This is a genomic window from Mesorhizobium caraganae, from assembly GCF_016836705.1.
Taxonomy (GTDB): domain Bacteria; phylum Pseudomonadota; class Alphaproteobacteria; order Rhizobiales; family Rhizobiaceae; genus Mesorhizobium; species Mesorhizobium caraganae.
Genome location: NZ_JAFCGY010000001.1, coordinates 1551283 through 1573086, shown reverse-complemented (window position 1 = coordinate 1573086; position 21804 = coordinate 1551283). Strand labels below are relative to the sequence as shown.

The window sequence follows — 21804 nt, the reverse complement described above, 5'->3', positions numbered from 1 at the left end:
AAGGCTCGCGCAAAACATCTTGGCTGCCCATCCGCTCGACAAACCTATCGCCAGCAAGATGCGAAGGGCAAACTGGAGCAAAGACTTCTTCTATGACCTCTTTACTCATATGCGATAGCCCTGCCCTTGAGGGGGAGATGGCCGGCAGGCCAGAGGGGGTCGCTGCGCGTAGAACGCCAACGTCGTCTGGTGCCCGCGGAAGGCGTCGGCGCTCCACGCGCGACAACCCCCTCTGTCGCCTTCGGCGACATCTCCCCCTCAAGGGGGGAGATTGCCCCCTCTACAACGCCTTCACTGCCACCTTCACCGGCTGCTCGATCTCCAGCGGGTTGCGCAGCGGCAGGCCGAAATCTCCGGCCTCGATCTCGAAGACGTCGCCGGCCTGCGTCCTGATGCCGTCGGCGAAGGACAGCGTCGCCGTGCCGAACATGTGCACATGCACGTCACCGGGCTGGCGGAAGGCCGAATATTTGAAATGGTGGTGCTCGAGATTGGCGATCGTGTGCGACATGTTCGCTTCGCCCGACAGAAACGGCTTTTCCCACAAAAGATTGCCGTCGCGCAGGATGCGCGAAGCGCCTCTGATGTCGGCCGGCAGATCGCCGATCAGGATCTCCGGCCCGAACGAGGCATTGCGCAGCTTGGAATGCGCCAGGAACAGATAGTTCACCCGCTCGGTGACGTGGTCGGAAAACTCGTTCGACAGCGTGAAGCCGACGCGGAACGGCGCACCGTCATCGCCGATGACATAGATGCCGGCGATTTCCGGCTCCTCGCCGGCGTCCTGCGCAAAGGCCGGCGACATTAGCGCCGCGCCCGGCGCCACCGCCATGGTGCCGTTGCCCTTGTAGAACCATTCCGGCTGCACGCCGGTCTGGCCCTTGGCCGGTTTGCCGCCTTCGAGCCCCATACGGAACATCTTCATGGAATCGGTGAGTTGTTCCTCGCCGCCGTCGCGGAGCTTCTTGTGCATGGAATCGCGCGTCGCCGCCGAGCCGAGATGGGTCAGCCCGGTGCCGGTCAGATGCAGATGCGCCGGATCGGGATGATTGATCGGCGACACCAGCCGGCCCTTCTTGTAGACGGCGTCGAGGTCGACGGCTTCACCGTATCCCTTGCGCTCGATCAGTGCGGCCAACCCGGTGCCGGTGCGCGCGGCTTCCATCGCCAGCGAATAGACGCTGCGGGCGCCGTTGATGACCCTGGTCTTGCCGCCGCCATTGCGGGCAACGACGCGGATCGTCTCGGCGTCGTCGAGGATCTGGGAAATCAGCATGATGAACCCTCTCTCAATTGTCTTGGCTCGGTTGCCGCTTTGACAAACCTTACCGGCGCGGCGCGGACCTATCCGTGCCACGGGTTAAAACTCTTCGTCCGGATTGCGCTCGCGATCCTGGTCCTTCAGGGGACTTCTTGCACTGCCCGGCAGCGCCGCGATGTGACCCGTATGCCGTCCTGGTTCCGCTCCCGGTCTAACCTTTGTTTTTGTTGTATACGTCGAAGACCACTGCGCCGAGCAGCACCAGGCCTTTGACCACCTGCTGCCAGTCGACATTGACGCCCATGATCGACATGCCGTTGTTCATCACACCCATGATGAAGCCGCCGACCACCGCGCCGATCACCTGGCCAACGCCGCCCATCGCCGAAGCGCCGCCGATGAACACCGCGGCGATGACGTCGAGCTCGCTGCCGAGGCCCGCGGCAGGCACGGCTTGTCCCAGGCGCGCCGCTATGATCAGGCCGCCAAGCGCCGACAGCACACCCATGTTGACGAACACCATCAGGGTCAGCCGCTCGGTCTTGATGCCCGACAGTTGCGCCGCCTTGGCATTGCCGCCCATGGCGTAGATGCGGCGGCCGATCGTCATGCGTTTTGTGACGAAGACGAACAGCGCGATCAGTGCGCCCATCACCATGAGTACGATCGGCAGGCCCCTGTAGCTGGCAAATTGGTAGACCAGGAACAGCGCCAGCGCGCTGGTCACCAGGGTCTTGATGACGAACAGCGTGAAAGGCTCGGCTTGGTAGCCGTGCGCTTCGCGGGTACGCCGTGCCTTGAGTCCGAAATAGGCATAGGCGAGCACGGCGACCAGGCCCAGCACGATCGTCGTCATGTGCAGGGTCATGCCGCTACCTACAATGGTCTTGCCGGCCGCATTTACCGTCGGTGGGATCAGCGTCAAGGGGCCGATGACATCCGGGATGAAGCCTGAACTAAGCGCCTTGAAGCCGGCTGGAAGCGGCCCCACCGAAGACCCGCCACCCAGCAGCGCCTGGCAGATGCCGCGGAAGATCAGCATTCCCGCCAGCGTCACGATGAAGCTCGGTATTCGGTGATAGGCAATCCAGTAGCCCTGTGCCGCGCCGATGAGGCCGCCGACGATCAGGCAGACGATTGAAACCACCAGCGGATTGCTGAACGGTCCAAGTGGCCAGATGACCATCATCATAGCCGCCAGCGCGCCGATGAAGCCGGCGACGGAGCCGACGCTGAGGTCGATATGGCCGGAGACGATGACCAGAAGCATGCCTAGCGCCATCACGATGATGAACGAGTTCTGCTGCACTAGGTTGCTCAGGTTCACCGGCTTGAACAGCGTGCCGGAGGTGGTGAACTGGAAGAACACCATGATGGCGATCAGCGCCAGTATCAGGCCGTAGTCGCGCAAATTGGTGATCAGCGCCGAGACGGCAACGCGCGGCCCCTGTTGCACATCTTCGGCGACGCCGCTTTTCGGCGCGGGACCGCTTTCGGTGGTCATGATGGCTTTCCTTCTCCCCGAACGATGGCGCGCATGATCTTTTCCTGGCTGGCGTCGCTCGCCGCCATTTCTCCAACCATGCGCCCTTCATTCATGACGTAGATGCGGTCGGTGATGCCGAGCAGTTCAGGCATCTCCGACGAGATGACGATGATCGCCTTACCTTCGGAGGCGAGGCGGGCGATGATGGTGTAGATTTCGTACTTGGCACCGACGTCGATGCCGCGCGTCGGCTCATCGAGGATGAGCACTTCCGGATTGGCGAACAGCCATTTCGACAGCACCACCTTCTGCTGGTTGCCGCCCGACAGATTGCCGGTCATCTGATAGACGCTGGACGAGCGGATGTTGGTCTTGGCCTTGTAGTCGTTGGCGACGGCGAGTTCGCGCAAATCGTCGATGACGGCGTGGCGCGACACGCCGCCAAGGTTGGCCAGCGTGATGTTGTGCTTGATATGATCGATCAGGTTGAGACCATAGGTCTTGCGGTCCTCGGTGACGTAGGCAATGCCATGGTCAACCGCCTTGCTGACCGAGGAGACATCGATAGGCTTGCCCTTGAGCAGCACTTCACCGGTGATATGGCGGCCATAGGAGCGGCCGAACAGGCTCATCGCGAATTCGGTGCGTCCGGCACCCATCAACCCGGCAATACCCACCACCTCGCCCTTGCGGACTTTGATATCGATGCCCTTGATCACTTGCCGCTCGGCATGGATCGGATGATAGACAGACCAGTTCTTCACCTGCAGCACAACCTCGCCGATCTTTGGCTCACGTGGCGGGTAACGATCGTCGAGCGAGCGCCCGACCATCGAGGTGATGATGCGGTCTTCCGAAATGTCTTTCTTGGAAAGTGTTTCGATGGTGCGCCCGTCGCGGATGACCGTGACCTTGTCGGCGACCCGGTTCACTTCGTTGAGCTTGTGCGAGATCAGGATCGAGGTCATGCCTTGCCGCTTGAACTCGAGCAGCAGGTCGAGCAGCGCCTGGCTGTCCTTTTCGGACAGGCTCGCCGTCGGCTCGTCCAGGATCAGCAGCTTGACTTCCTTGCTCAGCGCCTTGGCGATCTCGACCAGCTGCTGCTTGCCGACGCCGATATTGGTGATCAGCGTCTTGGGGTCCTCCTTGAGGCCCACCTTCTTCAGCAGGGCGCTGGTGCGCGTCTCGTTGGCATTCCAGTCGATGACGCCGAATTTGGCGTGTTCATTGCCAAGGAAAATGTTTTCGGCGATCGACAGCATCGGCACCAGCGCAAGTTCCTGGTGGATGATGACGATGCCCTTGTGTTCGCTGTCGTGAATGCCCTTGAAATGGCATTCCTCGCCACGGTAGACGATCGCGCCGTCATAGGTGCCGGTTGCATAAACGCCGGAGAGAACCTTCATCAGCGTTGATTTGCCGGCGCCGTTCTCGCCGACCACGGCATGGATCTCGCCTTCCTCGACCCTGAGGTTGACGTTCGACAGCGCCTTCACGCCGGGGAACGTCTTGGTGATGTCGCGCATCTCCAAAATCGTCGAGGCCATGGGTACTACCGCTCCTTGAGAGGTCGGCAAACACTGCCGGCGAGGTCGGCAACAATACCGGGCTCGCTGGTGAACGAAAAGGGGCCCTGCGTTGAGCAGGACCCCTGATTTTACAACCGAATTTACTTCAGCTCGTCGGCCTTGATGTAGCCGGAGTCGACCACCAGCGCCTGGTAGTTCGACTTGTCGACATCATGCGGCGTCAAAAGGATCGAAGGAACGACCTTGACGTCGTTGTTGTAGGTCTTTTCATCGAGGCCTTCCGGCTTGCCGCCCGAGAGCACCTTGTCGACGAGTTCGACAGTGGCCTTGGCCAGTTCACGGGTGTCCTTGAACACGGTCGAGTACTGCTCGCCGGAGATGATCAGCTTGACCGAGGCGGTCTCGGCGTCCTGGCCGGTCACGATCGGCCAGGGCTGGGCGTCGGTGCCATAGCCGACAGCGCGCAGCGAGGCGGTGATGCCGCGCGACAGGCCGTCATAGGGCGACAGAACGCCATCGACGCGGCTGCCGTCCGAGTAGTTGGCCGACAGGAGGTTGTCCATGCGCGCCTGGGCGGTGGCGGCGAGCCAACGCAGCGTGCCGACCTTGTCCATGCCGGTCTGGCCGGACTTGATCTTGATCGAACCGTCATCGATCAGCGGCTGCAGGACGGAGATGGCGCCGTTGTAGAAGAAGAAGGCGTTGTTGTCGTCCGGCGAACCGCCGAACAGCTCGACGTTCCACGGCTTGGTGTTCGGGAAGCGCTCCTTGAGGCCCTTCACCAGCGAGTTCGCCTGGATCACGCCGACGCCGAAATTGTCGAAGGTGGTGTAGTAGTCGACATTGGCGGTCTTCTTGATCAGGCGGTCATAGGCGACGACGACGACGCCGGCGTCAGCGGCCTTCTGCAGCGCGTCCGACAGCGTGGTGCCGTCGATCGAGGCGATGATCAGCGCCTTCGGGCCCTTGGTGATTTCGTTTTCCAGCTGGCTGAGCTGGTTGGGGATGTCGTCCTGCGCATACTGCAGGTCGACCGTGTAGCCGAGAGCTTCGAGCTGGGACTTGACGGCGTCGCCGTCATTGATCCAGCGCTGCGAGGTCTTGGTCGGCATCAGCACGCCGACAAGGCCTTTGTCGGCTGCGTGCGCCGAGTAGGTCATGGCAGCGATGCCAAGGGCCGCGACGGCGGCCAGTGTCTTGATGATTTTCACGTAAAACTCTCCCTGGTTGATGGACGCGACACCTCGGGGCTTCGCGGGCCGCGCAGTCGGGCGGATGCGCCAAAGCGCCGCCGCCGTCATATCGATCTCCGGTATCCTCCCAATCGGCCCTCAGTCGCCTGATTTCAATCGATACGATTTTGCTCGTCATCGACCGTCAAGTCTTGAGGACGCGCGAAGGGTGTGTCGCTTTGCCATAACTGTCAAATGCGATCTTCGGTGGTTGCTATACCGAAACCGGTATATGACTAGAGCAGGTCGGGACATTGGCGGGAGCGGGTGAAAGCATGGCGGCATTGCAAAATCCTCAAGAAATTTCAGGTAGTTACGATGAATTTCCGGGCGGTGGCGAAACACTTCTGCGCAGTGGGCTCAGCCTGCGCCACATGCGCATGATCGCGGCCCTCGACGATCACGGTCGGGTGAGTGCGGCGGCGCAGGTGATGAATATCTCGCAGCCGGCGGCCTCGCGCATGATCTCCGAGATGGAAGCGGTGCTTGAGGTAAAGCTCTGCGAAAGGCTGCCGCGCGGCATCACGCTCACCCCTTACGGCAAGGCGCTGGCCCGGCGCGCCCGTTCGATCCTGCTCGAAATGCGCGAGGCCGACCGCGAGATTTCAGAGCTCAAGGCGGGCAAGGGGGGCTCGGTGTTCCTCGGCGCGGTGACGGCGCCGGCGATCGAACTGGCGGTGCCGGCGATCCGCGAGATCCGCCGCCTCTATCCGCACATCGAGATCACCATGCAGGTCGAGACGTCGAACGTGCTGGCGCGCGAACTGATCGCCTCACGCCATGATTTCATCATCGCTCGCATCCCCGACGACCTCAATCCGCGGCTGTTCGAATCGCGCGTCATCGGCGTCGAGAAGGCCTGCCTGATCGTGCGCCGCGGCCATCCGCTGAGCAACGGCAAGGCCGTGCGGCTGGACGATACGGCTGCGTATGACTGGGTCTTCCAGTCCGGCGGCTCGCCGCTGCGCCAGGCGATGGAAAGCAATTTCCTGAACCGCAACATCGCGCTGCCGGACCGCATCCTCAACACCTCTTCGCTGCTGCTGACCCTGGTCATGGTGGCGCAGTCCGATGCCATCGCCCCGGTGTCGATCCAGGTGGCAAAATTCATCCAGAACCCCGACGGTCTCGCCGGCGCCATTGACGTCGTCCAGACCGAGTTCGACATCGAGGTCCGCCCCTACAGCCTGATCACGGTAAAGAACCGCGCGCTGTCGCCGGCCGCCAAAATGCTGCACGACTTCATCCTGCGCGAAGTGGGATAACGGCCGGGAACTCCATCCTTGCGCGGAACGGGACTATAGCCGGACCTGGTGCGGCCACACGGATGGCGGCATTGGCGTCGCCCGCCAATGTGATCCTTTGCGGCCCCCAAGAAAATTGGACAACGGGTCACGCGCCCAGCTCTGCGCCGCAGGTTGGAGCCGGTGGAGGGGATCTCGTTCGCGCCAGTGTAACAGACTGATCGGAAGATTGATGAGCGTTGCCTAATGTTAACCATCTTGATGCTAGCGTTGGCGTCGCGAAACAAACGCGAGGCCATAGGATGCACACTGAACTGCCGCTTGCAAAGCTTGGATGGACGTTGAAGACCATGGCGATTGGGCTCTTCGCCGCCACCCTGACGGCGCTGCCCGCGAACGCGGAGACGGTGAGCGGCAATCCCGGTGGCCAGATCGTGACCTTCGCTTTGCACGTCGCCAAACTGCGCGCCGCCGACGAGCCAGTGCACTTTGACGGGGCGTGCGACAGCGCCTGCACGCTCTATCTGTCCCTGCCCGTCAAGCAGCTTTGCGTTACCCCGCGTGCATCCTTCGGCTTCCATCTGCCGTACGGCGTCGGCGCTCATCAGAACGCCGTCGCTGCCAACTACCTGCTCTCGCAATATCCCGATTGGGTGCGGCAGTGGATCGACGAGCATGGCGGCCTGTCGCACACCCTGATGCGGATGGAAGCCGATGAGGTGGCAATGCACCTTCCCATATGCGCCGGGGTGCAGGCATGAACAGGGTCGCAATGCGCAGGCCTGCGGCTGGCGCCGGCAAACTCCGTCTAGATCATTGATTTTTGCTGGAGCGGGTAGCGGGAATCGAACCCGCGCGTTCAGCTTGGGAAGCTGACAAGCTACCATTACATCATACCCGCGTCGGCCCCTCGATATCATGATGGGCCCGCTTCGGGCAATCGCCCTTGGACAGCTCTTCGGAAACGGCTGTTGGAAACCCGGCCGGCCGGAGCATCTTCGGCGGCGCGAGCTAGGGTGGCATTTGGAGAAGGTCTAACCCTAGCGGCTGACCTCACAGCCTGTCCGCAATATGTCGGAGGGACCTGCTGCACGGTTGCTCGGGCGACAGCGAAGCCGCCCCGGCTTGATGCCGGGCGGCCAAGTGCGTATTCGTGGACCTGTACCCCGAATCCGGGCACCCGAATCTGGAGGCAGGCCCTTGTCCGCATTGACGCGCTTTCTCGGCGACTCGCCCGTCAGGGTGATCGTCAAGCTGCTGGTCGTATCGTTCCTCGTCGGCCTGGTGATGAACGCTTTCGGCTGGACGCCGATGGACGTCTTTTATGGCGTCCAGAAATTCTTCATCGACCTGTGGAACCTGGGTTTCCACGCCATTGACCGCTTCCTCGGCTATATCTTGCTTGGGGCCGCGATCGTCGTGCCGGTCTTTATTTTCTTGAGGATTGCCAATTACCGGAAGTAACTTTCGTTCCTCAGGCGAAGCTCGATGCCACCTCGAACAGGATGGCGTGGCGGGCCGCCAGTGCTGCCACGTCGGTTGAATAGCCGCCGCCGATGACGCCGCAGACCGGAATGCCCAGCGCGCGGAAATGGCCGATCACCATCGCGTCGCGGGCGCGCAAGCCATCATCGCTGAGCGAGAGCCGGCCAAGCCGGTCCTCGGCATGGACGTCGACACCGGCATTGTAGAAGACGATGTCCCAGCGCGCCTTGGCCGAGAGCTCCGGCAGGATGGCGCCCAGCCGTTCGAGATAGGCGGCATCGCCGGTGCCGTCCGACAAGGCGACGTCGAGATCGGAGGCGATCTTGCGCGCGGGATAATTGCGCTCGCCATGCATGGAGAAGGTGAAGGCGCGTGGTTCGTCTTTCAGGACGTTCGCGGTGCCGTCACCCTGATGTACGTCGAGATCGACGATCAGGATGTTTTCGGCGGCACCTTCGGCGCGCAGCACCAGCGAAGCGACGGCGACATCGTTGAAGGTGCAGAAGCCGGCGCCCTGCGCGCGCCGCGCATGGTGGCTGCCGCCGGCGGTGTTGCAGGCAATGCCGTTGACAAGCGCCAGCCGCGCCGCCAGCACCGTGCCGCCGGCGGCGAGTTGCGCCCTGAGCGAAACACGTGGCCCCACGGGAAAGCCGATCTCGCGCTCGATCTTTTCGGGCACTGAGCACGTGATGACCTGGTCGACATAATCGGCCGCATGGGCAAGCTTCAGCCAGGAGGCCGGCGCCGGCTCGGGCATCGACAGCGCCTCGGCGTGGATCAGACCCCGCACGTGCAAGGCCTGCATCAGCAGCGGATATTTGCTCATCGGAAAGCGATGATTGACCGCGAAGCCGGCGTCGTAATCGGGGTGGTGGACGATCTGCAGGGGCATGCACTGGATCCGGCGGGCTCGCGCCAGGCCGAAGATTTCGATTGGCCGTCACGGCAAAGGTGATTGCGCGGTGGCCGGAAAATGGGGCACATCGGCTGTTCGATCAAGCCGCAATCAGCAAGGCAGCTATCCCTTGGACACGGGTGCAACCCCAGCCGACGCGAGACCTTTCGCCGTCACCAACCGGTCGGTGCTTGCCATCGCCGTGCCGATGACGCTCGCCTATCTGACGACGCCCTTGCTCGGCATCGTCGATACGGCGGTGGTCGGCCAGTTCGGCGACGCCGCCCTGCTCGGCGGCCTGGCGGCTGGCGCGCTGGTCTTCGACGTCGTCTTCAACACCTTCAATTTCCTGCGCTCTGGCACGACCGGCCTCGTCGCCCAGGCTTTCGGAGCCGGCGACGAACTGGAGGAGCAGGCGGTGTTCTGGCGCGCCGTGCTGATCGCGGTCGCCGCCGGCATCGCGCTTGTCGCCCTTGCGCCGCTGATATCCATCGCGGGCCAGAAATTCATCGGCGGCGAACCGCGCGTCAGCGAGGCGATGGGCGTCTATATCAGGATCAGGATGCTCGCCGCCCCCTTCGCGCTGATCAACTACGCCATCCTCGGCTATGTGCTGGGGCGCGGCGAGGGCGGGCTTGGGCTGATGCTGCAGGCGGTGCTCAACGGCATCAACATCGTGCTCTGCATCCTGCTCGGTCTGAAGCTCGGCTGGGGCGTCGCCGGCGTCGCCTGGGCGACCGTCACCGGCGAATTGCTGGCCATGCTGCTGGGCCTCGCCATCATTGTCTGGCGGTTCCGGGCCGCACCGCGCCTGCCACGGCATCGCCTGCTCGACATGGCCGCCTTCCTGCGCATGCTGTCGCTCAATCGCGATATCATGATCCGCTCGTTCTCGCTGCTCGCCGCCTTCGCGCTGTTCACCCGCCAGGGCGCGCAGTTCGGAACGCTGACGCTGGCCGCCAATGCCGTGCTGATGAACCTCTTCCTTGTCGCCGGCTATTTCCTCGACGGTTTTGCCACGGCGGCCGAACAGTTGGCGGGACGCGCCATTGGCGCGCGCGCCGAAACCTCGTTCCGCCAGGCGGTGCGCCTGACCCTGTTCTGGGGTTTCGGCCTGGCGGGAACCGCGACGCTGATCTTCTGGCTCGGCGGCGCCGGCCTGGTCGCCCTGATCACCACATCGCAGGACGTTCGCGACGTCGCGGATGTCTATCTGCCATGGGCGGCGCTGACGCCGTTCAGTGGCGTGCTGGCCTTCCAGATGGACGGCGTCTTCATCGGTGCGACCTGGTCGCGCGACATGCGCAACATGATGCTGGTTTCTTTCCTGGCCTTCAGCGCCGCATTGTTCACCTTGGCGCCGTCCCTGGGCAATCACGGCCTGTGGGCGGCGCTGCACGTCTTCCTGCTGGTGCGCGGCTTCAGCCTGCTGACAATTTTGTCGCGAAGGGTGCGCACGGCCTTCTAGAGCGGCTTTGCAGCCCACCGTTCGAGACCGGCATCGCGCAGTTCGCGCAGCGACTTGAGCCGCTCCTTGTCGGCAAATCGCACCATCCCGGTCAGAATTCGCCCCGGCAGCGCAGGGCCGGCATAGATCATGCCGGTATAGAGCTGCACCAGATCGGCGCCGGCGCGGATTTTCTCCAGCGCGGTGTCACTGGAATCGACGCCGCCGACGCCGATGATGGCCCGCTCCGGCCCGAGCAGCTTGCGCATCTTGGCCAGCACGATGGTTGAGCGTTCGAACAGCGGCTTTCCCGAGAGACCACCGGCTTCGCCGGCGACAGCCGCGCTTCGCAATCCGGTCCGCGCCAGCGTCGTGTTGGAGACGATGACGCCGTCGATCTGTTTTTCGCTGATCTCGGCGGCGATGTCCTCCAGTTCGGCCTCGACCAAATCAGGTGCGATCTTGAGGAAGATCGGCGGTTTTGCCGAAGCTGCCGCACGCGCTGCCACGACCCGGGACAAAAGCTCGCCGAGCTGTTCGCGCGCCTGCATGGTGCGCAGGCCCGGCGTGTTTGGCGACGAGATATTGACCGTGAGATAGCTGGCGTATTTCGCAAAGCGCGAGACGCCCAGCTCATAGTCGCCGATGCGATCGGCGCTGTCCTTGTTGGCGCCGATGTTGACGCCGACAATACCGCCGCGCCCCTTGCGCGCGGCAAGGCGCCTCTCGGCGGCCTCGTGGCCCTCATTGTTGAAGCCCAGCCGGTTGATCACGGCATCATCCTCAGTCAGCCGGAAAATGCGTGGCTTCGGGTTACCCGCCTGCGGCAGCGGCGTGACCGTGCCCACTTCGGCGAAACCGAAGCCAAGGCCAAGCAGCGCGTCGGGCACTTCGGCGTTCTTGTCATAGCCCGCGGCCATGCCGAGCGGGTTTGGAAAATCGAGGCCACATAGGCTGACCTTCAGCCTGTCGTCGCGTACTGCCCGCGCGCCGACCGGCAGGCCGCAGCGCAATGCGGCGATCGACATGCCATGCGCCGTTTCCGGATCGAAGCTGAACAGCAGTTTCTGGCCGATGCGGTCGAGCACGCTCATTCGGCCTCCAGCGCCGGGAATAGATGTGCACCGTCGGCGCCGAGCGGCAATGGTTTCACCCAGAGGACGGCGTTCATCTCGAGCACGCCATAGAGATGCGGGAACAGCGCGCCGCCGCGCGAGACCTCGTATTTCAGCGCATCATCCAGCCGCGCCCCGTCAATGGCGACCAGCACCAGATCCGTCTGGCCGGCGAAGTGCTTGGCCGCTGTTTCCTTGGCTTGTCCTGCGGTGGAGAAATGGATGAAGCCATCGGCGATGTCGATCGGAGCACCGGTGAAGCGGCCGTTTTCCTCGGCCTCGCGCCAAAGCGCTGCGGTCGCGATCTTGTAGATAATCTGAGACATGGTTGCGCTATAGTCCGTATGGCTCATGCGGGGAAGGGCAACTCTTCCGCATTTACGGCGCAAAGCTGTGATAGGCTCTCGTACACTGGCTCGTGGAGGATGGAACATGCGTCTGCAGCACATACTGATCCCCGCCGCACTGGTCTCGCTGGTCGCGGCATCGGCCTGGTCCGAGGAGACCGATCGCTACCGGCTGGAAAAATCGGCCAACGGCTACGTCCGCATGGACACCGAGACCGGCGCCATGTCGATCTGCGAGGAACGCTCCGGCCAGCTGGTCTGCAAGATGGCGGCCGACGAGCGCGCAGCCTTCCAGGACGAAGTCGACCGTTTGCAGGCCTTGATGAAGGCCATGGACGAACGCGTCACCAAGCTGGAGAACTCGCTGTCCGCCCGCCTCGAATCGAAATTGCCGAGCGAGGAGGATTTCGACAAGACGATGAATTATATGGAGCGCATGCTGCGTGGCTTCATGGGCATCGTCAAGGAGATGGACAAGGATAATGGCGACGGCGCGAAGCTCAATTCGCAAAAGACCTGAGCCGCATCCAGCCATTGCCGCTTGAAAACAGAACGCTTCGCCGCATAATCGTCCGGTCCCGCAAAAGCCGATAATCAACAACGGGATTTGGGGAGGAATATTTGCCGTCGGGCTACACCTTCGTCATCGCCGACGATCATCCGCTTTTCCGCGGCGCGCTGAAAGAGGCGCTTGCCGGCGTCGGCGATGTTGCCGCCATCCATGAGGCCGGCGATTTCGAAAGCGCCAAGGCGCTGGTCGTGGCCAATGAGGATGTCGACCTGGTGTTGCTCGATCTGTCGATGCCGGGCGCCAGTGGCCTGTCCGGCCTGATCTCGCTGCGTGGCATCCACCCGGCGGTGCCGCTGGTGGTGGTGTCGGCGCACGATGACCCGGTGACCATCCGGCGCGCGCTCGATCTCGGCGCCTCCGGCTTCATCTCCAAATCGGCCAGCATGGAGGAGATCCGCAGCGCTGTGCAGACGGTGCTGGCCGGCGATATCGCCGCGCCCGTCGGCATCGATCTCGGCGTCGAGCGTGACCCCGAAATATCGGACCTGATCAAGCGGCTGCAGGCGCTGACGCCGCAGCAGACGCGCGTGCTCGGCATGCTGGCCGAAGGCCTGCTCAACAAGCAGATCGCCTATGAGCTCAGCGTCTCAGAAGCGACGGTCAAGGCGCATGTCTCGGCCATCCTGCAAAAACTCGGCGTCGACAGCCGCACCCAGGCGGTGATCCAGCTGTCCAAGATCGGCAGCGATCCGCTGCAGCCGGTGAACTGAGCGCCGGAGCGCTCAGTTTTGTTCGGTTGCCGGCAGCCAGTCCGCCGGCGGCTTCAGCTCAGCCGCACCGACAGTTCGACGTCGTCGCCGAACGGCGTCGACATGTAGCCCGATGCCGGCGCGCGCACGCGCTCCAGATATTCGGGGCTGAAATCGGCGTTGTCGGCGATCACCAGCGCGCCGGGCCTGAGCCGGCTTTCGACCAGGCTTAGGATCTCCGGATAGATCGCCTTGGCACCGTCGAGCAGCAGGAGATCGATCGTCTCGGGGAGATCGGCGCTCAGCGTCTGCAATGCGTCGCCTTCGCGGACTTCTACCAGATCGATAAGGCCGCCCTCGGTCAGGTTGGCCTTGGCCCGCATCACCTTGGAGGGCTCGAACTCGGTGGTGATCAGACGGCCGCCGCCATTGTCCCTCAGGGCGGCTGCCAGATAGAGCGTCGAGATGCCGAACGAGGTGCCGAACTCGATGATGACGCGAGCGCCTGAACTGCGCGCCAGCATGTAGAGCAGCGTGCCGGTCTCCGGCGAAACCGCAAGCCACAGGTCCTTCAGCCGTCCGTAGAAGTCGACATATTCGGTCTTGCTGCCGAGAAGGCGTGCTCGTTCGTCAGGCGAGAGCCCGGCTGCTGCCGGGCTGGTCGCAGCCTCGGCTTCCTTGAACAGGCGGGCGAGCAGAGGTGCGAGTGGGGCGCTGGTGAGGGTGGTCATCGAAGTTTCCAATCAAAAATCATTGCGTTCTTGTGTCGTGCCAAAAATACGAATAATCCTTCAGGTTTCCAATTCGCATTGCCGGACAGCACGATGGCCGAACGCCCAAGCCTTTCTATTTCCTCGCGAAAACAGCCCAAGCAGGCGCGTGCGGTCGAGCTTATCTCGGCGATTTTGGAAGCTGCTGTTCAGGTTTTGGCGAGCGAAGGCGCGCAGCGTTTCACCACCACGCGCGTGGCCGAAAGGGCCGGCGTGAGCGTCGGCTCGCTCTACCAGTATTTCCCCAACAAGGCGGCACTGCTGTTTCGATTGCAGAGCGACGAATGGCAGCAGACCGGCGGCCTGCTGCGCACCATACTCGAGGACAATCAGCGGCCACCGCTTGAGCGGTTGCGCACGCTTGTCCATGCCTTCATCCGCTCGGAGTGCGAAGAGGCTGCCGTGCGCGGGGCGCTCAATGACGCCGCCCCGCTTTATCGCGACGCACCCGAGGCGCATGAGGCAAGGGACGCCGGCGAGCGCACCATTCAGAACTTCCTGCGTGAAGCCTTACCTGAGGCACCGGAAGCGGTCCGGGATCTGGCGGGTGGCCTGATCGGCGCGACGCTGAGCGCCGTGGGCAAGGATTTTTCAGGCAGCCCTCGTACCGACGCGGAGATCGAAGCCTATGCCGATGCGATGGCCGACATGTTCTGCGCCTATATTGCGAGCCTTGGGCATAGCTGAGGAGTGGGCTTTGCATAGGGGGGCTGGCACGGCCCTATGCGACAGGGTGAGGCCCTCCTTCGCAAGAACCCATATCCGACGCTACTATTCCGCCGCCGAAGCCAGCGGCCTGACCCTGGCCATCATCGAGCGCAGCACCGCCGGTTTGAGCGGCTTGTTGATCACCGGCACGTCAAGCGCGGCGGCGGCGGCGCGGACCTCGGTGGAGCGGTCGGCGGTAACCAGCACGGCCGCTAGGTCGCGGCCGTGGATGTCACGTAGCCGCGCTATCACGTCGAGACCGCTCCTGCCGTCGAGGTGATAGTCGGCAAGCACGATGTCGGGACGATGGATGTCGGCCCTGGCGAAATCCTCCGAGCCGGAAAACGTGCCGACGCTGCAGCCCCAGCCTTCGAGCAAAAGCCGCATGCCGTCGAGGATGCGGGCGTCATTGTCGATGCACATGACGCGCAGGCCGGCCAGCGAGTTCGCGGTGCGGGCAGGCGCCTTGGGCTCGACCTCGCGCCGCGGCGCCTCAACCGCCGCAACCGGCAGGATGACGGAAAAGCGTGTGCCCTTGCCGGGGTTGGAAAAGATCCGGATCTCGAGCCTGAGCACCCGGGCGATGCGGTCGACGATGGAGAGGCCGAGTCCGAGGCCTGCGGCCTCGCGCACGCCTTCGTCGAGCCGGGTGAACTCGTTGAAGACCGTGTTCAGCTTGTCGCCGGCAATGCCGATGCCGGTGTCGATCACCTGGATTTCGGCGAGGTCGCCACGCCGCCGCACACCGACGAGGATGCGGCCATGGCGCGTGTATTTGATGGCGTTGGAGACCAGGTTCTGGATCAGACGCCGCAACAGGTTGCGGTCCGTCATCACGCTGAGCGACGAGGCCATGATCGTCAGGTCGAGTTTCTTTTCGGCGGCGAGTGGCTGAAAATCGTTGCCGATCTGGCGCAACAACCCATCCAGGCGGAAGGCGCTGTCATCCGGCTTCATCGCGCCGGCGTCGAGGCGCGAAATATCGAGCACGGCGCCTAAGATCGTCTCGACCGATTCCAGCGAGGATTCGATGTTGACGGCGGCCTTGCCCGCCGGACCTTTGCCGGCCTTTTCGATCAGCGACGAGCAATAGAGCCGGGCGGCGTTCAGCGGCTGCAGGATGTCGTGGCCGGCGGCGGCGAGGAAGCGCGTCTTGCCGAGATTGGCCTCCTCGGCCAGCATCTGCGCCTGCGCCAATTCCTCATTGACGCGCGTCAGTTCGATGGTGCGCGTCTTGACCCGCTGCTCCAGCGATTCATTGGCCCGCTTCAGCGCCAGATCCTGTTCGACGCGTCCCGAAATGTCGGCATAGGTGGCGACGATGCCGCCATCCGGCATCGGGTTGGAGCGCAGTTCCAGGATGCGGCCGCTGGTCTTCAATTCCATCTGCCACGGGCTGACGAAGCTGGTCAGCCGGTTGAGCATCGCCACACGCTGGTCGGCCGGGATATCGCCGCGCTCGGCAAGGTGGCGCAGGATAAGGTCGAGCGAGACGCCGACCTGACCCATCTCGTCGGGCAGGTCGAACAGCGCGCGATATTGTCTGTTCCAGCAGATCAGGCGGAAATCCCGGTCGAAGACGGTGATGCCCTGTTCCATCTGGTCGAGCGCTATCTGCAGCAGGTCGCGATTGTGCTGCAGCGCCTCGGTGGCGTCGTCGAGCAGGCGGAACGCATCCTTGGATTCGCGGTCGTTGCGGCGAAACAAAAGCGACAGGATCAGCCGCGCCGAAGACGAGCCGACCGCGCTTGCCAGCAGCTGCTCGGAAAAGCGGATGACATCCATGCTGGCCTGCTCATTGCCGTGCAGCGAGACGCCAGTGCTTTTCTCGAAGGACTGGAAGGAGCGCTCGGTACGCTCGACGCCGAGATAGCGCGATATGGTGTCCTTGAGGAGGTTGACGGTAATGGCGGTGCGGAAGCGGCGCAGGCTGGGCATCGGGCCGGACTCGCGCGGCACGAAGATTGACGCCTGGATGCGCTCCAGCGGCACCGACGCACGCGACAGTGAGCCGAGGACAAAAAACAGCGTGTTGACGGACAGGCTCCAGAGCACGCCGTGGTTCAACGGCTCGGCGACGGTGCCGAACAAGGCCTGCGGCCGCAGCGCGTCGAAGCCGAACAGCCCTTGCACGACGATGTCGGCATCGGGCGCCGACAGCGAAGGCAAAAGCAGCGTGTAGCCCCAGACGAGGATGCCGGCGACCATGCCGAGTGCAGCGCCACGGCCGTTGGCGCCGCGCCAGATCAACCCGCCGATCAGCGCCGGCGCGAATTGGGCGATGGCCGCGAACGACATCAGGCCGATCGACGACAGCCGCGCCGCGTTGGTGCTCTCGCGGTAGTAGAGGAAGGCGATGAACAAAAGGATGAAGATCGCGCCGCGCCGCACATTGAGGATCAGCGTCGACCAGTCCTCATTTTCCGAGGTCGTGGTCTTGAGCAGCCGGCGCACGAACAGCGGGATGACGAGATCGTTGGAGATCATGATCGACAGCGCCACGCTTTCGACGATGACCATGGCGGTCGCCGCCGACAGGCCGCCGATGAAGGCCGCCATGGCGAGCACGTCATGGCCGCTGAACAGCGGCAGCGACAGCACATAGAGATCGCTGCTGGTCCTGGTGCCGACCAGCGACAGGCCGGCGAAGGCAATCGGCAGCACGAACAGGTTGATCGCCACGAGATAGAGCGGAAACACCCAGGTCGCAGTGCGCAGTTCGGCCTCGCCGCGGTTCTCGACGATGGTGACGTAGAACTGGCGCGGCAGCATGATGATGGCAAAGCCGCTCAAACAGGTCAGCACCAGCCAGGTGGCGAGCGAGGTGTTGTAGCCCATCGCCTGCCGCACCTGGTTGTTCTCGGCCAGTTTGTCGATCATGTCGCCCGGCCCCCCGAAGATCAGGAAGGTGACCATCAGACCGATCGCCAGGAAGGCGGCGAGCTTGACCACGGTTTCGACCGCCACGGCCAGCACCAGTCCGTCCTGGTGTTCGGTGGCATCGGCATGACGGGTGCCGAACAGCACCGCAAACAGCGCGAGCAGCATGGCCACCACCAGCGAGATGTCGCTGACGAACGGATCGAAGGAGGGCGGCGATCCCGTATAGTGCTCGACCATCAGGCCGACCGAACCGGAAATCGCCTTCAACTGCAGCGCGATATAGGGCACAGCGCCAATGGTGGCGATCAGCGTGGCGATCGCCGAGACGGCAAAACTCTTGCCATAGCGGGCGCCGAGGAAGTCGGCGATCGAGGTGATCTTCTCGCTCTTGGCCAGCCGCACGATGCGGTTGAGCAGCGGAAAGCCGAACACGAACACCAGCACCGGGCCGGTATAGATGCCGAGGAATTCGAGGCCGCGCTCCGATGACAGGCCGACCGAGCCGAAGAAGGTCCAGGACGTGCAGTAGATGGCCAGACTGAGCGCGTAGATGAAGGGCCGGGCACGGTCGGGCCCGGAAGCCGCCGAACGCCGGTCGCCGAGGCTGGCGATGACGAACAGCAGCGTCACATAGGCGACGGCAATGATGACGATGAACCAGCCCTGCACGGCCCGAAAGTTCCTCCTGGGCCAGCTTTCATCCGGCCAACTCAGACGCAATCACAGCTTTGGGGTCGAGTCCATCGCGGCTTTCGGCGCATGGCGGCTGCCTGTCACCCCGTCGCGCCATGACCTAAGGTAAGGAGAAAGCGGCGTTTTCCCGACTTTTGCTTCTGTTGCAACCGCAGGTTTTTGTTATGGTATGCACGGGCCGGCGCCGGAGGACGGCGGCAGCGCGGCCTGCCATGACAAGGAGGGTCGAATGCTGAAAGAATTCCAGGAATTCATTTCCAAAGGCAATGTGATGGACTTGGCCGTCGGCGTCATCATCGGCGCTGCCTTCGGCAAGATCGTCGATTCTCTTGTCAACGACATCATCATGCCTTTCATCGGCGCGCTAGGCGGCGTCGACTTTTCGAACTATTTCATCGGCCTGTCCTCCACCGTCCATTCAACCAACCTTGCCGATGCACGCAAGGAAGGCGCGGTGTTCGCCTACGGAAATTTCATCACCGTGGCGCTGAACTTCGTCATTCTCGCCTTCATCATCTTCCTGATGGTCAAGGCGGTGAACAATCTGCGCAAGCGGCTTGAGCGCGAGAAGCCCGCCGCCCCGGCTGCTCCGCCGCCGGCCGATGTCGCTTTGCTCACCGAAATTCGCGATCTCCTCGCCAGGAAATAGCCCAAGGTCAGATTTCTGGACCAAAACCCCGGTCGTTCGCGGCCGGGGTTTTCTGTTTTCGTATCTGCTAAGAGCAATTCCAGGAAAAGTGTGAAACGGTTTTCTGTCCGGAACTGCGTAAAAACAAAGACATGGAGCGGTTCGGCGTTTCCTTCAAACGATGAACCGCTCTATGAGCACTCGCTCGATATCAAAACGGACCTGTCCATGACCCTGATCGATAGCTTGCGCGCCGAAGCGGTGGCCGCCCCGGAGAGCGGCATTGTCGCCGTCGTCAATTACGGCCGTACGCGCGAGGGCATGATCCCGCTCTGGGCCGGGGAAGGCGACCTGCCGACGCCTGCCTTCATCTCGGAAGCCGCCGCCAAGGGGCTCGCCAATGGCGAGACCTTCTACACCTGGCAGAAGGGCATTCCGGAGCTCAGGCAAGCGCTTTCGCGCTACTATGCCAGGCATTTCGGCAAGAATTTCGCCGAAGAGGAATTCATCGCCACCGGTTCCGGCATGCATGCCATCCAGCTGGCGCTTGCCGCCGTCGCCGGCAGTGGCGACGAGGTTGTCTATCTGTCGCCGGCCTGGCCGAATTTCGCCGCTGCCGCCGGTGTCTCCGGCGCTACTCCCGTAGCTGTCACGCTCGACCAGTCCGGCAATGGCTGGTCCTGCGATGTCGACAAAATAGCTGCCGCGGTGACACCGCGCACCAAGGCGCTGTTCGTCAACACGCCATCCAACCCGACCGGCTGGACCGCCGACAGGGAAACGCTGCAGGCGATTCTCGACCTCGCCCGCAAAAAGGGGCTGTGGATCATCGCCGACGAGATCTATTCGCTGTTCCACTACGGCCACGGCCACGGCCGCGCGCCGTCCTTCCTCGACATTTCGGCCGCGGAAGACCGCATCCTGTTCGTCAACTCCTTTTCCAAGAATTGGGCGATGACCGGCTGGCGCATCGGCTGGATCAAGACCCATCCCGACCTGCAGCAGGTGTTCGAGAACCTGATCCAGTATTCGACCTCGGGTGTCGCCCAGTTCATGCAGCGCGGCGCGGTCGCCGCCCTCGACCAAGGTGATGCCTTCATCGTCGAGCAGGTGGAGCGCGCGCACGCGGCGCGCGATCTGGTCTGCGGCATAATCGGCGCCACCGGCAAGGCGCGCTTCACCGTACCGCAGGGCGCGTTTTATCTGTTCTTCACGGTCGACGGCCTTACGGACCCGCGCCGGGCCGCCTTCGACATCGTGGACAAGGCCAATGTCGGCCTGGCCCCGGGAACGGCCTTCGGCCCGGGCGGCGAAGCGTTTTTGCGGCTGTGTTTCCACCGCCGCCTCGATCAGCTCGAGGAAGCGGCACACCGGCTGGCGGGGTGGATGAAGACTGTTTGATCTGAACGGGCGGCGGCTTCAGCCGCCCGACTTCGGCACCAGCAGCGGAACAATCCGGTCGCTCTTGGCGACAGCGGGCCGGCCTGCCGAACCGTAGGGAATGCCGAGCGCATCCCATGTCTCGACCAGCGCGTCCTGTAGTCCCGCAATCAGTGCATCGGAATGGAACGGCGTCGGCGTGATGCGCAGCCGCTCGGTGCCGCGCGGCACGGTCGGGTAGTTGATCGGCTGGATGTAGATACCGTGCACGCCAAGCAGTCGGTCGCTGGCCATCTTGCAGAGTTCGGGGTCACCGACCAGCACCGGCACGATATGCGTCGGCGAGTCCATCACCGGCAGGCCGGCGGCAGACAGAACCTCCTTGGTCCGCGTCGCCTGGCGCTGCTGCGCGTCGCGTTCGGCCTGTGAGCGCTTCAGGTGGCGGATGGAGGTGGTGGCGGCAGCGGCGATCGCCGGCGGCAGCGCCGTGGTGAAGATGAAGCCCGGCGCGTAGGAACGCACCGCATCGATGATGGCGCTGTTGCCGGCGATGTAGCCGCCGAGCGTACCGAACGCCTTGGCCAGCGTTCCCTCGATGATGTCGATGCGGTCGGCCAGCCCCTCGCGCTCGGTGATGCCACCGCCGCGCGGTCCGTACATGCCGACGGCATGGACCTCGTCGACATAGGTCATGGCATTGTAGCGTTCGGCCAGTTCGACGATCTGCTTGATCGGCGCAATGTCGCCGTCCATCGAATAGACGCTCTCGAAGACGATCAGCTTGGCGCGCTCGCGGCCAGCCGTCTGCAGCAGGCTTTCGAGATGGGCGACGTCGTTGTGGCGGAAAATCTTCTTCTCTGCGCCAGAGCGCCGTACGCCCTCGATCATCGAGGCATGGTTGAGCTCGTCCGAGATGATCAGGCAGTTGGGCAACAGCCGCGCTATGGTCGAGATCGAGGCTTCGTTGGAGACGAAGCCGGAGGTGAAGACCAGGGCCGCTTCCTTGTCGTGCAGGTCGGCAAGTTCCACTTCGAGCTCGACCAGCGGGTTGCTGGTGCCGGAAATGTTGCGGGTGCCGCCGGCGCCCGAGCCCATCTTGCCGGCCGCATTCTGGAACGCGGCGATGACATCGGGATTCTGGCCCATGCCGAGATAGTCGTTGGAACACCAGACGGTGATTTCCTCGGCGCGGCCATTGGAACGCCAGATGGCGCGCGGAAACTTGCCGACGATGCGCTCGAGATCTGCGAAGACGCGGTAGCGCCGCTCGGCATGAAGCTGGTCGATCGCTTCCTCGAAGAACCGCTGATAGTTCATATCGCCTTCCCAGTTTTGCGCGGGATCATAATCATTGGCCCATTCGTCGTCCACCGGGCCTGTTTGGTCAAAATGCCACGCCCCAAGCCTGTTCCTAACGATCCCAGATCGTGGCCTATTCCCT

19 protein-coding genes and 1 tRNA gene are annotated in these 21804 nt (G+C 63.2%); 9 read left to right on the top strand and 11 right to left on the bottom strand.

Annotation, left to right across the window (positions count from 1 at the left end; all coding sequences use genetic code 11):
* Positions 1-280: 280 nt before the first annotated feature.
* From araD1 to chvE, 4 genes are all read right to left on the bottom strand, one after another.
* Positions 281-1276 (bottom strand): AraD1 family protein, encoded by a 996-nt coding sequence (araD1, locus tag JQK88_RS07620; protein WP_203277917.1) that lies wholly within the window; start codon positions 1274-1276, stop codon positions 281-283.
* A 196-nt stretch (positions 1277-1472) separates the two neighbouring features.
* Positions 1473-2765: a multiple monosaccharide ABC transporter permease gene (mmsB, locus tag JQK88_RS07615; RefSeq protein WP_112565523.1), complete on the bottom strand. Its 1293-nt coding sequence runs from the start codon at positions 2763-2765 to the stop codon at positions 1473-1475.
* Complete coding sequence (mmsA, locus tag JQK88_RS07610) at positions 2762-4294, bottom strand: multiple monosaccharide ABC transporter ATP-binding protein (protein WP_203277916.1); 1533 nt, start codon at positions 4292-4294, stop codon at positions 2762-2764. The genes mmsB and mmsA overlap by 4 nt, the downstream gene beginning before the upstream one ends.
* 122 nt (positions 4295-4416) lie before the next feature.
* Complete coding sequence (gene chvE, locus JQK88_RS07605) at positions 4417-5487, bottom strand: multiple monosaccharide ABC transporter substrate-binding protein (RefSeq protein ID WP_192258872.1); 1071 nt, start codon at positions 5485-5487, stop codon at positions 4417-4419.
* A 296-nt stretch (positions 5488-5783) separates the two neighbouring features.
* Here chvE and JQK88_RS07600 point away from each other — a divergent pair, with 296 nt between their 5' ends.
* Both JQK88_RS07600 and JQK88_RS07595 read left to right on the top strand, forming a co-directional pair.
* Positions 5784-6773: a LysR family transcriptional regulator gene (locus JQK88_RS07600; protein WP_203277915.1), complete on the top strand. Its 990-nt coding sequence runs from the start codon at positions 5784-5786 to the stop codon at positions 6771-6773.
* A gap of 281 nt (positions 6774-7054) precedes the next feature.
* Positions 7055-7513, top strand: a complete 459-nt coding sequence (locus JQK88_RS07595) for a hypothetical protein (RefSeq protein ID WP_192258874.1) — start codon at positions 7055-7057, stop codon at positions 7511-7513.
* Between the two features lie 66 nt (positions 7514-7579).
* Here JQK88_RS07595 and JQK88_RS07590 read toward each other — a convergent pair.
* Positions 7580-7653: transfer RNA gene (locus tag JQK88_RS07590), tRNA-Gly, on the bottom strand.
* Between the two features lie 299 nt (positions 7654-7952).
* Between JQK88_RS07590 and JQK88_RS07585 the strand changes: the two genes are divergently transcribed.
* Entirely contained in the window at positions 7953-8216 is a 264-nt protein-coding gene (locus tag JQK88_RS07585) for a DUF6460 domain-containing protein (protein WP_181056239.1), read from the top strand.
* A gap of 10 nt (positions 8217-8226) precedes the next feature.
* On the opposite strand, the gene JQK88_RS07580 is transcribed toward JQK88_RS07585, so the two are convergent.
* Entirely contained in the window at positions 8227-9129 is a 903-nt protein-coding gene (locus tag JQK88_RS07580; RefSeq protein ID WP_203277914.1) for a histone deacetylase family protein, read from the bottom strand.
* 133 nt (positions 9130-9262) lie between these two features.
* On the opposite strand from JQK88_RS07580, the gene JQK88_RS07575 reads away from it, so the two are divergent.
* Positions 9263-10600: an MATE family efflux transporter gene (locus tag JQK88_RS07575; RefSeq protein ID WP_246749746.1), complete on the top strand. Its 1338-nt coding sequence runs from the start codon at positions 9263-9265 to the stop codon at positions 10598-10600.
* Here JQK88_RS07575 and JQK88_RS07570 read toward each other — a convergent pair.
* Both JQK88_RS07570 and JQK88_RS07565 read right to left on the bottom strand, forming a co-directional pair.
* Complete coding sequence (locus tag JQK88_RS07570; RefSeq protein ID WP_192258877.1) at positions 10597-11673, bottom strand: quinone-dependent dihydroorotate dehydrogenase; 1077 nt, start codon at positions 11671-11673, stop codon at positions 10597-10599. The genes JQK88_RS07575 and JQK88_RS07570 overlap by 4 nt on opposite strands.
* Positions 11670-12020: a DUF952 domain-containing protein gene (locus JQK88_RS07565; protein ID WP_192258878.1), complete on the bottom strand. Its 351-nt coding sequence runs from the start codon at positions 12018-12020 to the stop codon at positions 11670-11672. Before JQK88_RS07565 ends, JQK88_RS07570 begins: the two co-directional genes overlap by 4 nt.
* A 106-nt stretch (positions 12021-12126) precedes the next feature.
* On the opposite strand from JQK88_RS07565, the gene JQK88_RS07560 reads away from it, so the two are divergent.
* Both JQK88_RS07560 and JQK88_RS07555 read left to right on the top strand, forming a co-directional pair.
* A complete protein-coding gene (locus JQK88_RS07560) occupies positions 12127-12561 on the top strand; it encodes a hypothetical protein (RefSeq protein WP_192258879.1) in 435 nt (144 codons plus the stop codon).
* A 101-nt stretch (positions 12562-12662) separates the two neighbouring features.
* The gene (locus tag JQK88_RS07555) at positions 12663-13322 is read left to right on the top strand and encodes a response regulator transcription factor (RefSeq protein ID WP_112565503.1); all 660 of its coding nucleotides are present in this window, start codon (positions 12663-12665) and stop codon (positions 13320-13322) included.
* A 53-nt stretch (positions 13323-13375) separates the two neighbouring features.
* Here the strand turns inward: JQK88_RS07555 and JQK88_RS07550 are convergent, their stop codons facing one another.
* Entirely contained in the window at positions 13376-14032 is a 657-nt protein-coding gene (locus tag JQK88_RS07550) for an O-methyltransferase (RefSeq protein ID WP_192258880.1), read from the bottom strand.
* Between the two features lie 93 nt (positions 14033-14125).
* Here JQK88_RS07550 and JQK88_RS07545 point away from each other — a divergent pair, with 93 nt between their 5' ends.
* A complete protein-coding gene (locus JQK88_RS07545) occupies positions 14126-14758 on the top strand; it encodes a TetR/AcrR family transcriptional regulator (RefSeq protein WP_192258903.1) in 633 nt (210 codons plus the stop codon).
* Between the two features lie 84 nt (positions 14759-14842).
* On the opposite strand, the gene JQK88_RS07540 is transcribed toward JQK88_RS07545, so the two are convergent.
* Positions 14843-18331 carry a PAS domain-containing hybrid sensor histidine kinase/response regulator gene (locus JQK88_RS07540; protein ID WP_203277912.1) on the bottom strand — a complete coding sequence of 1163 codons (3489 nt, stop codon included), beginning with the start codon at positions 18329-18331 and terminating at the stop codon, positions 14843-14845.
* A gap of 253 nt (positions 18332-18584) precedes the next feature.
* Between JQK88_RS07540 and mscL the strand changes: the two genes are divergently transcribed.
* Positions 18585-19004, top strand: coding sequence for a large conductance mechanosensitive channel protein MscL (mscL, locus tag JQK88_RS07535; protein WP_192258882.1), 420 nt, complete (start codon positions 18585-18587; stop codon positions 19002-19004).
* A gap of 207 nt (positions 19005-19211) precedes the next feature.
* Entirely contained in the window at positions 19212-20384 is a 1173-nt protein-coding gene (locus tag JQK88_RS07530) for a pyridoxal phosphate-dependent aminotransferase (RefSeq protein WP_203277911.1), read from the top strand.
* A gap of 18 nt (positions 20385-20402) precedes the next feature.
* Here the strand turns inward: JQK88_RS07530 and hemA are convergent, their stop codons facing one another.
* Positions 20403-21680 (bottom strand): 5-aminolevulinate synthase, encoded by a 1278-nt coding sequence (gene hemA, locus JQK88_RS07525; protein WP_203277910.1) that lies wholly within the window; start codon positions 21678-21680, stop codon positions 20403-20405.
* Positions 21681-21804 lie beyond the last annotated feature (124 nt).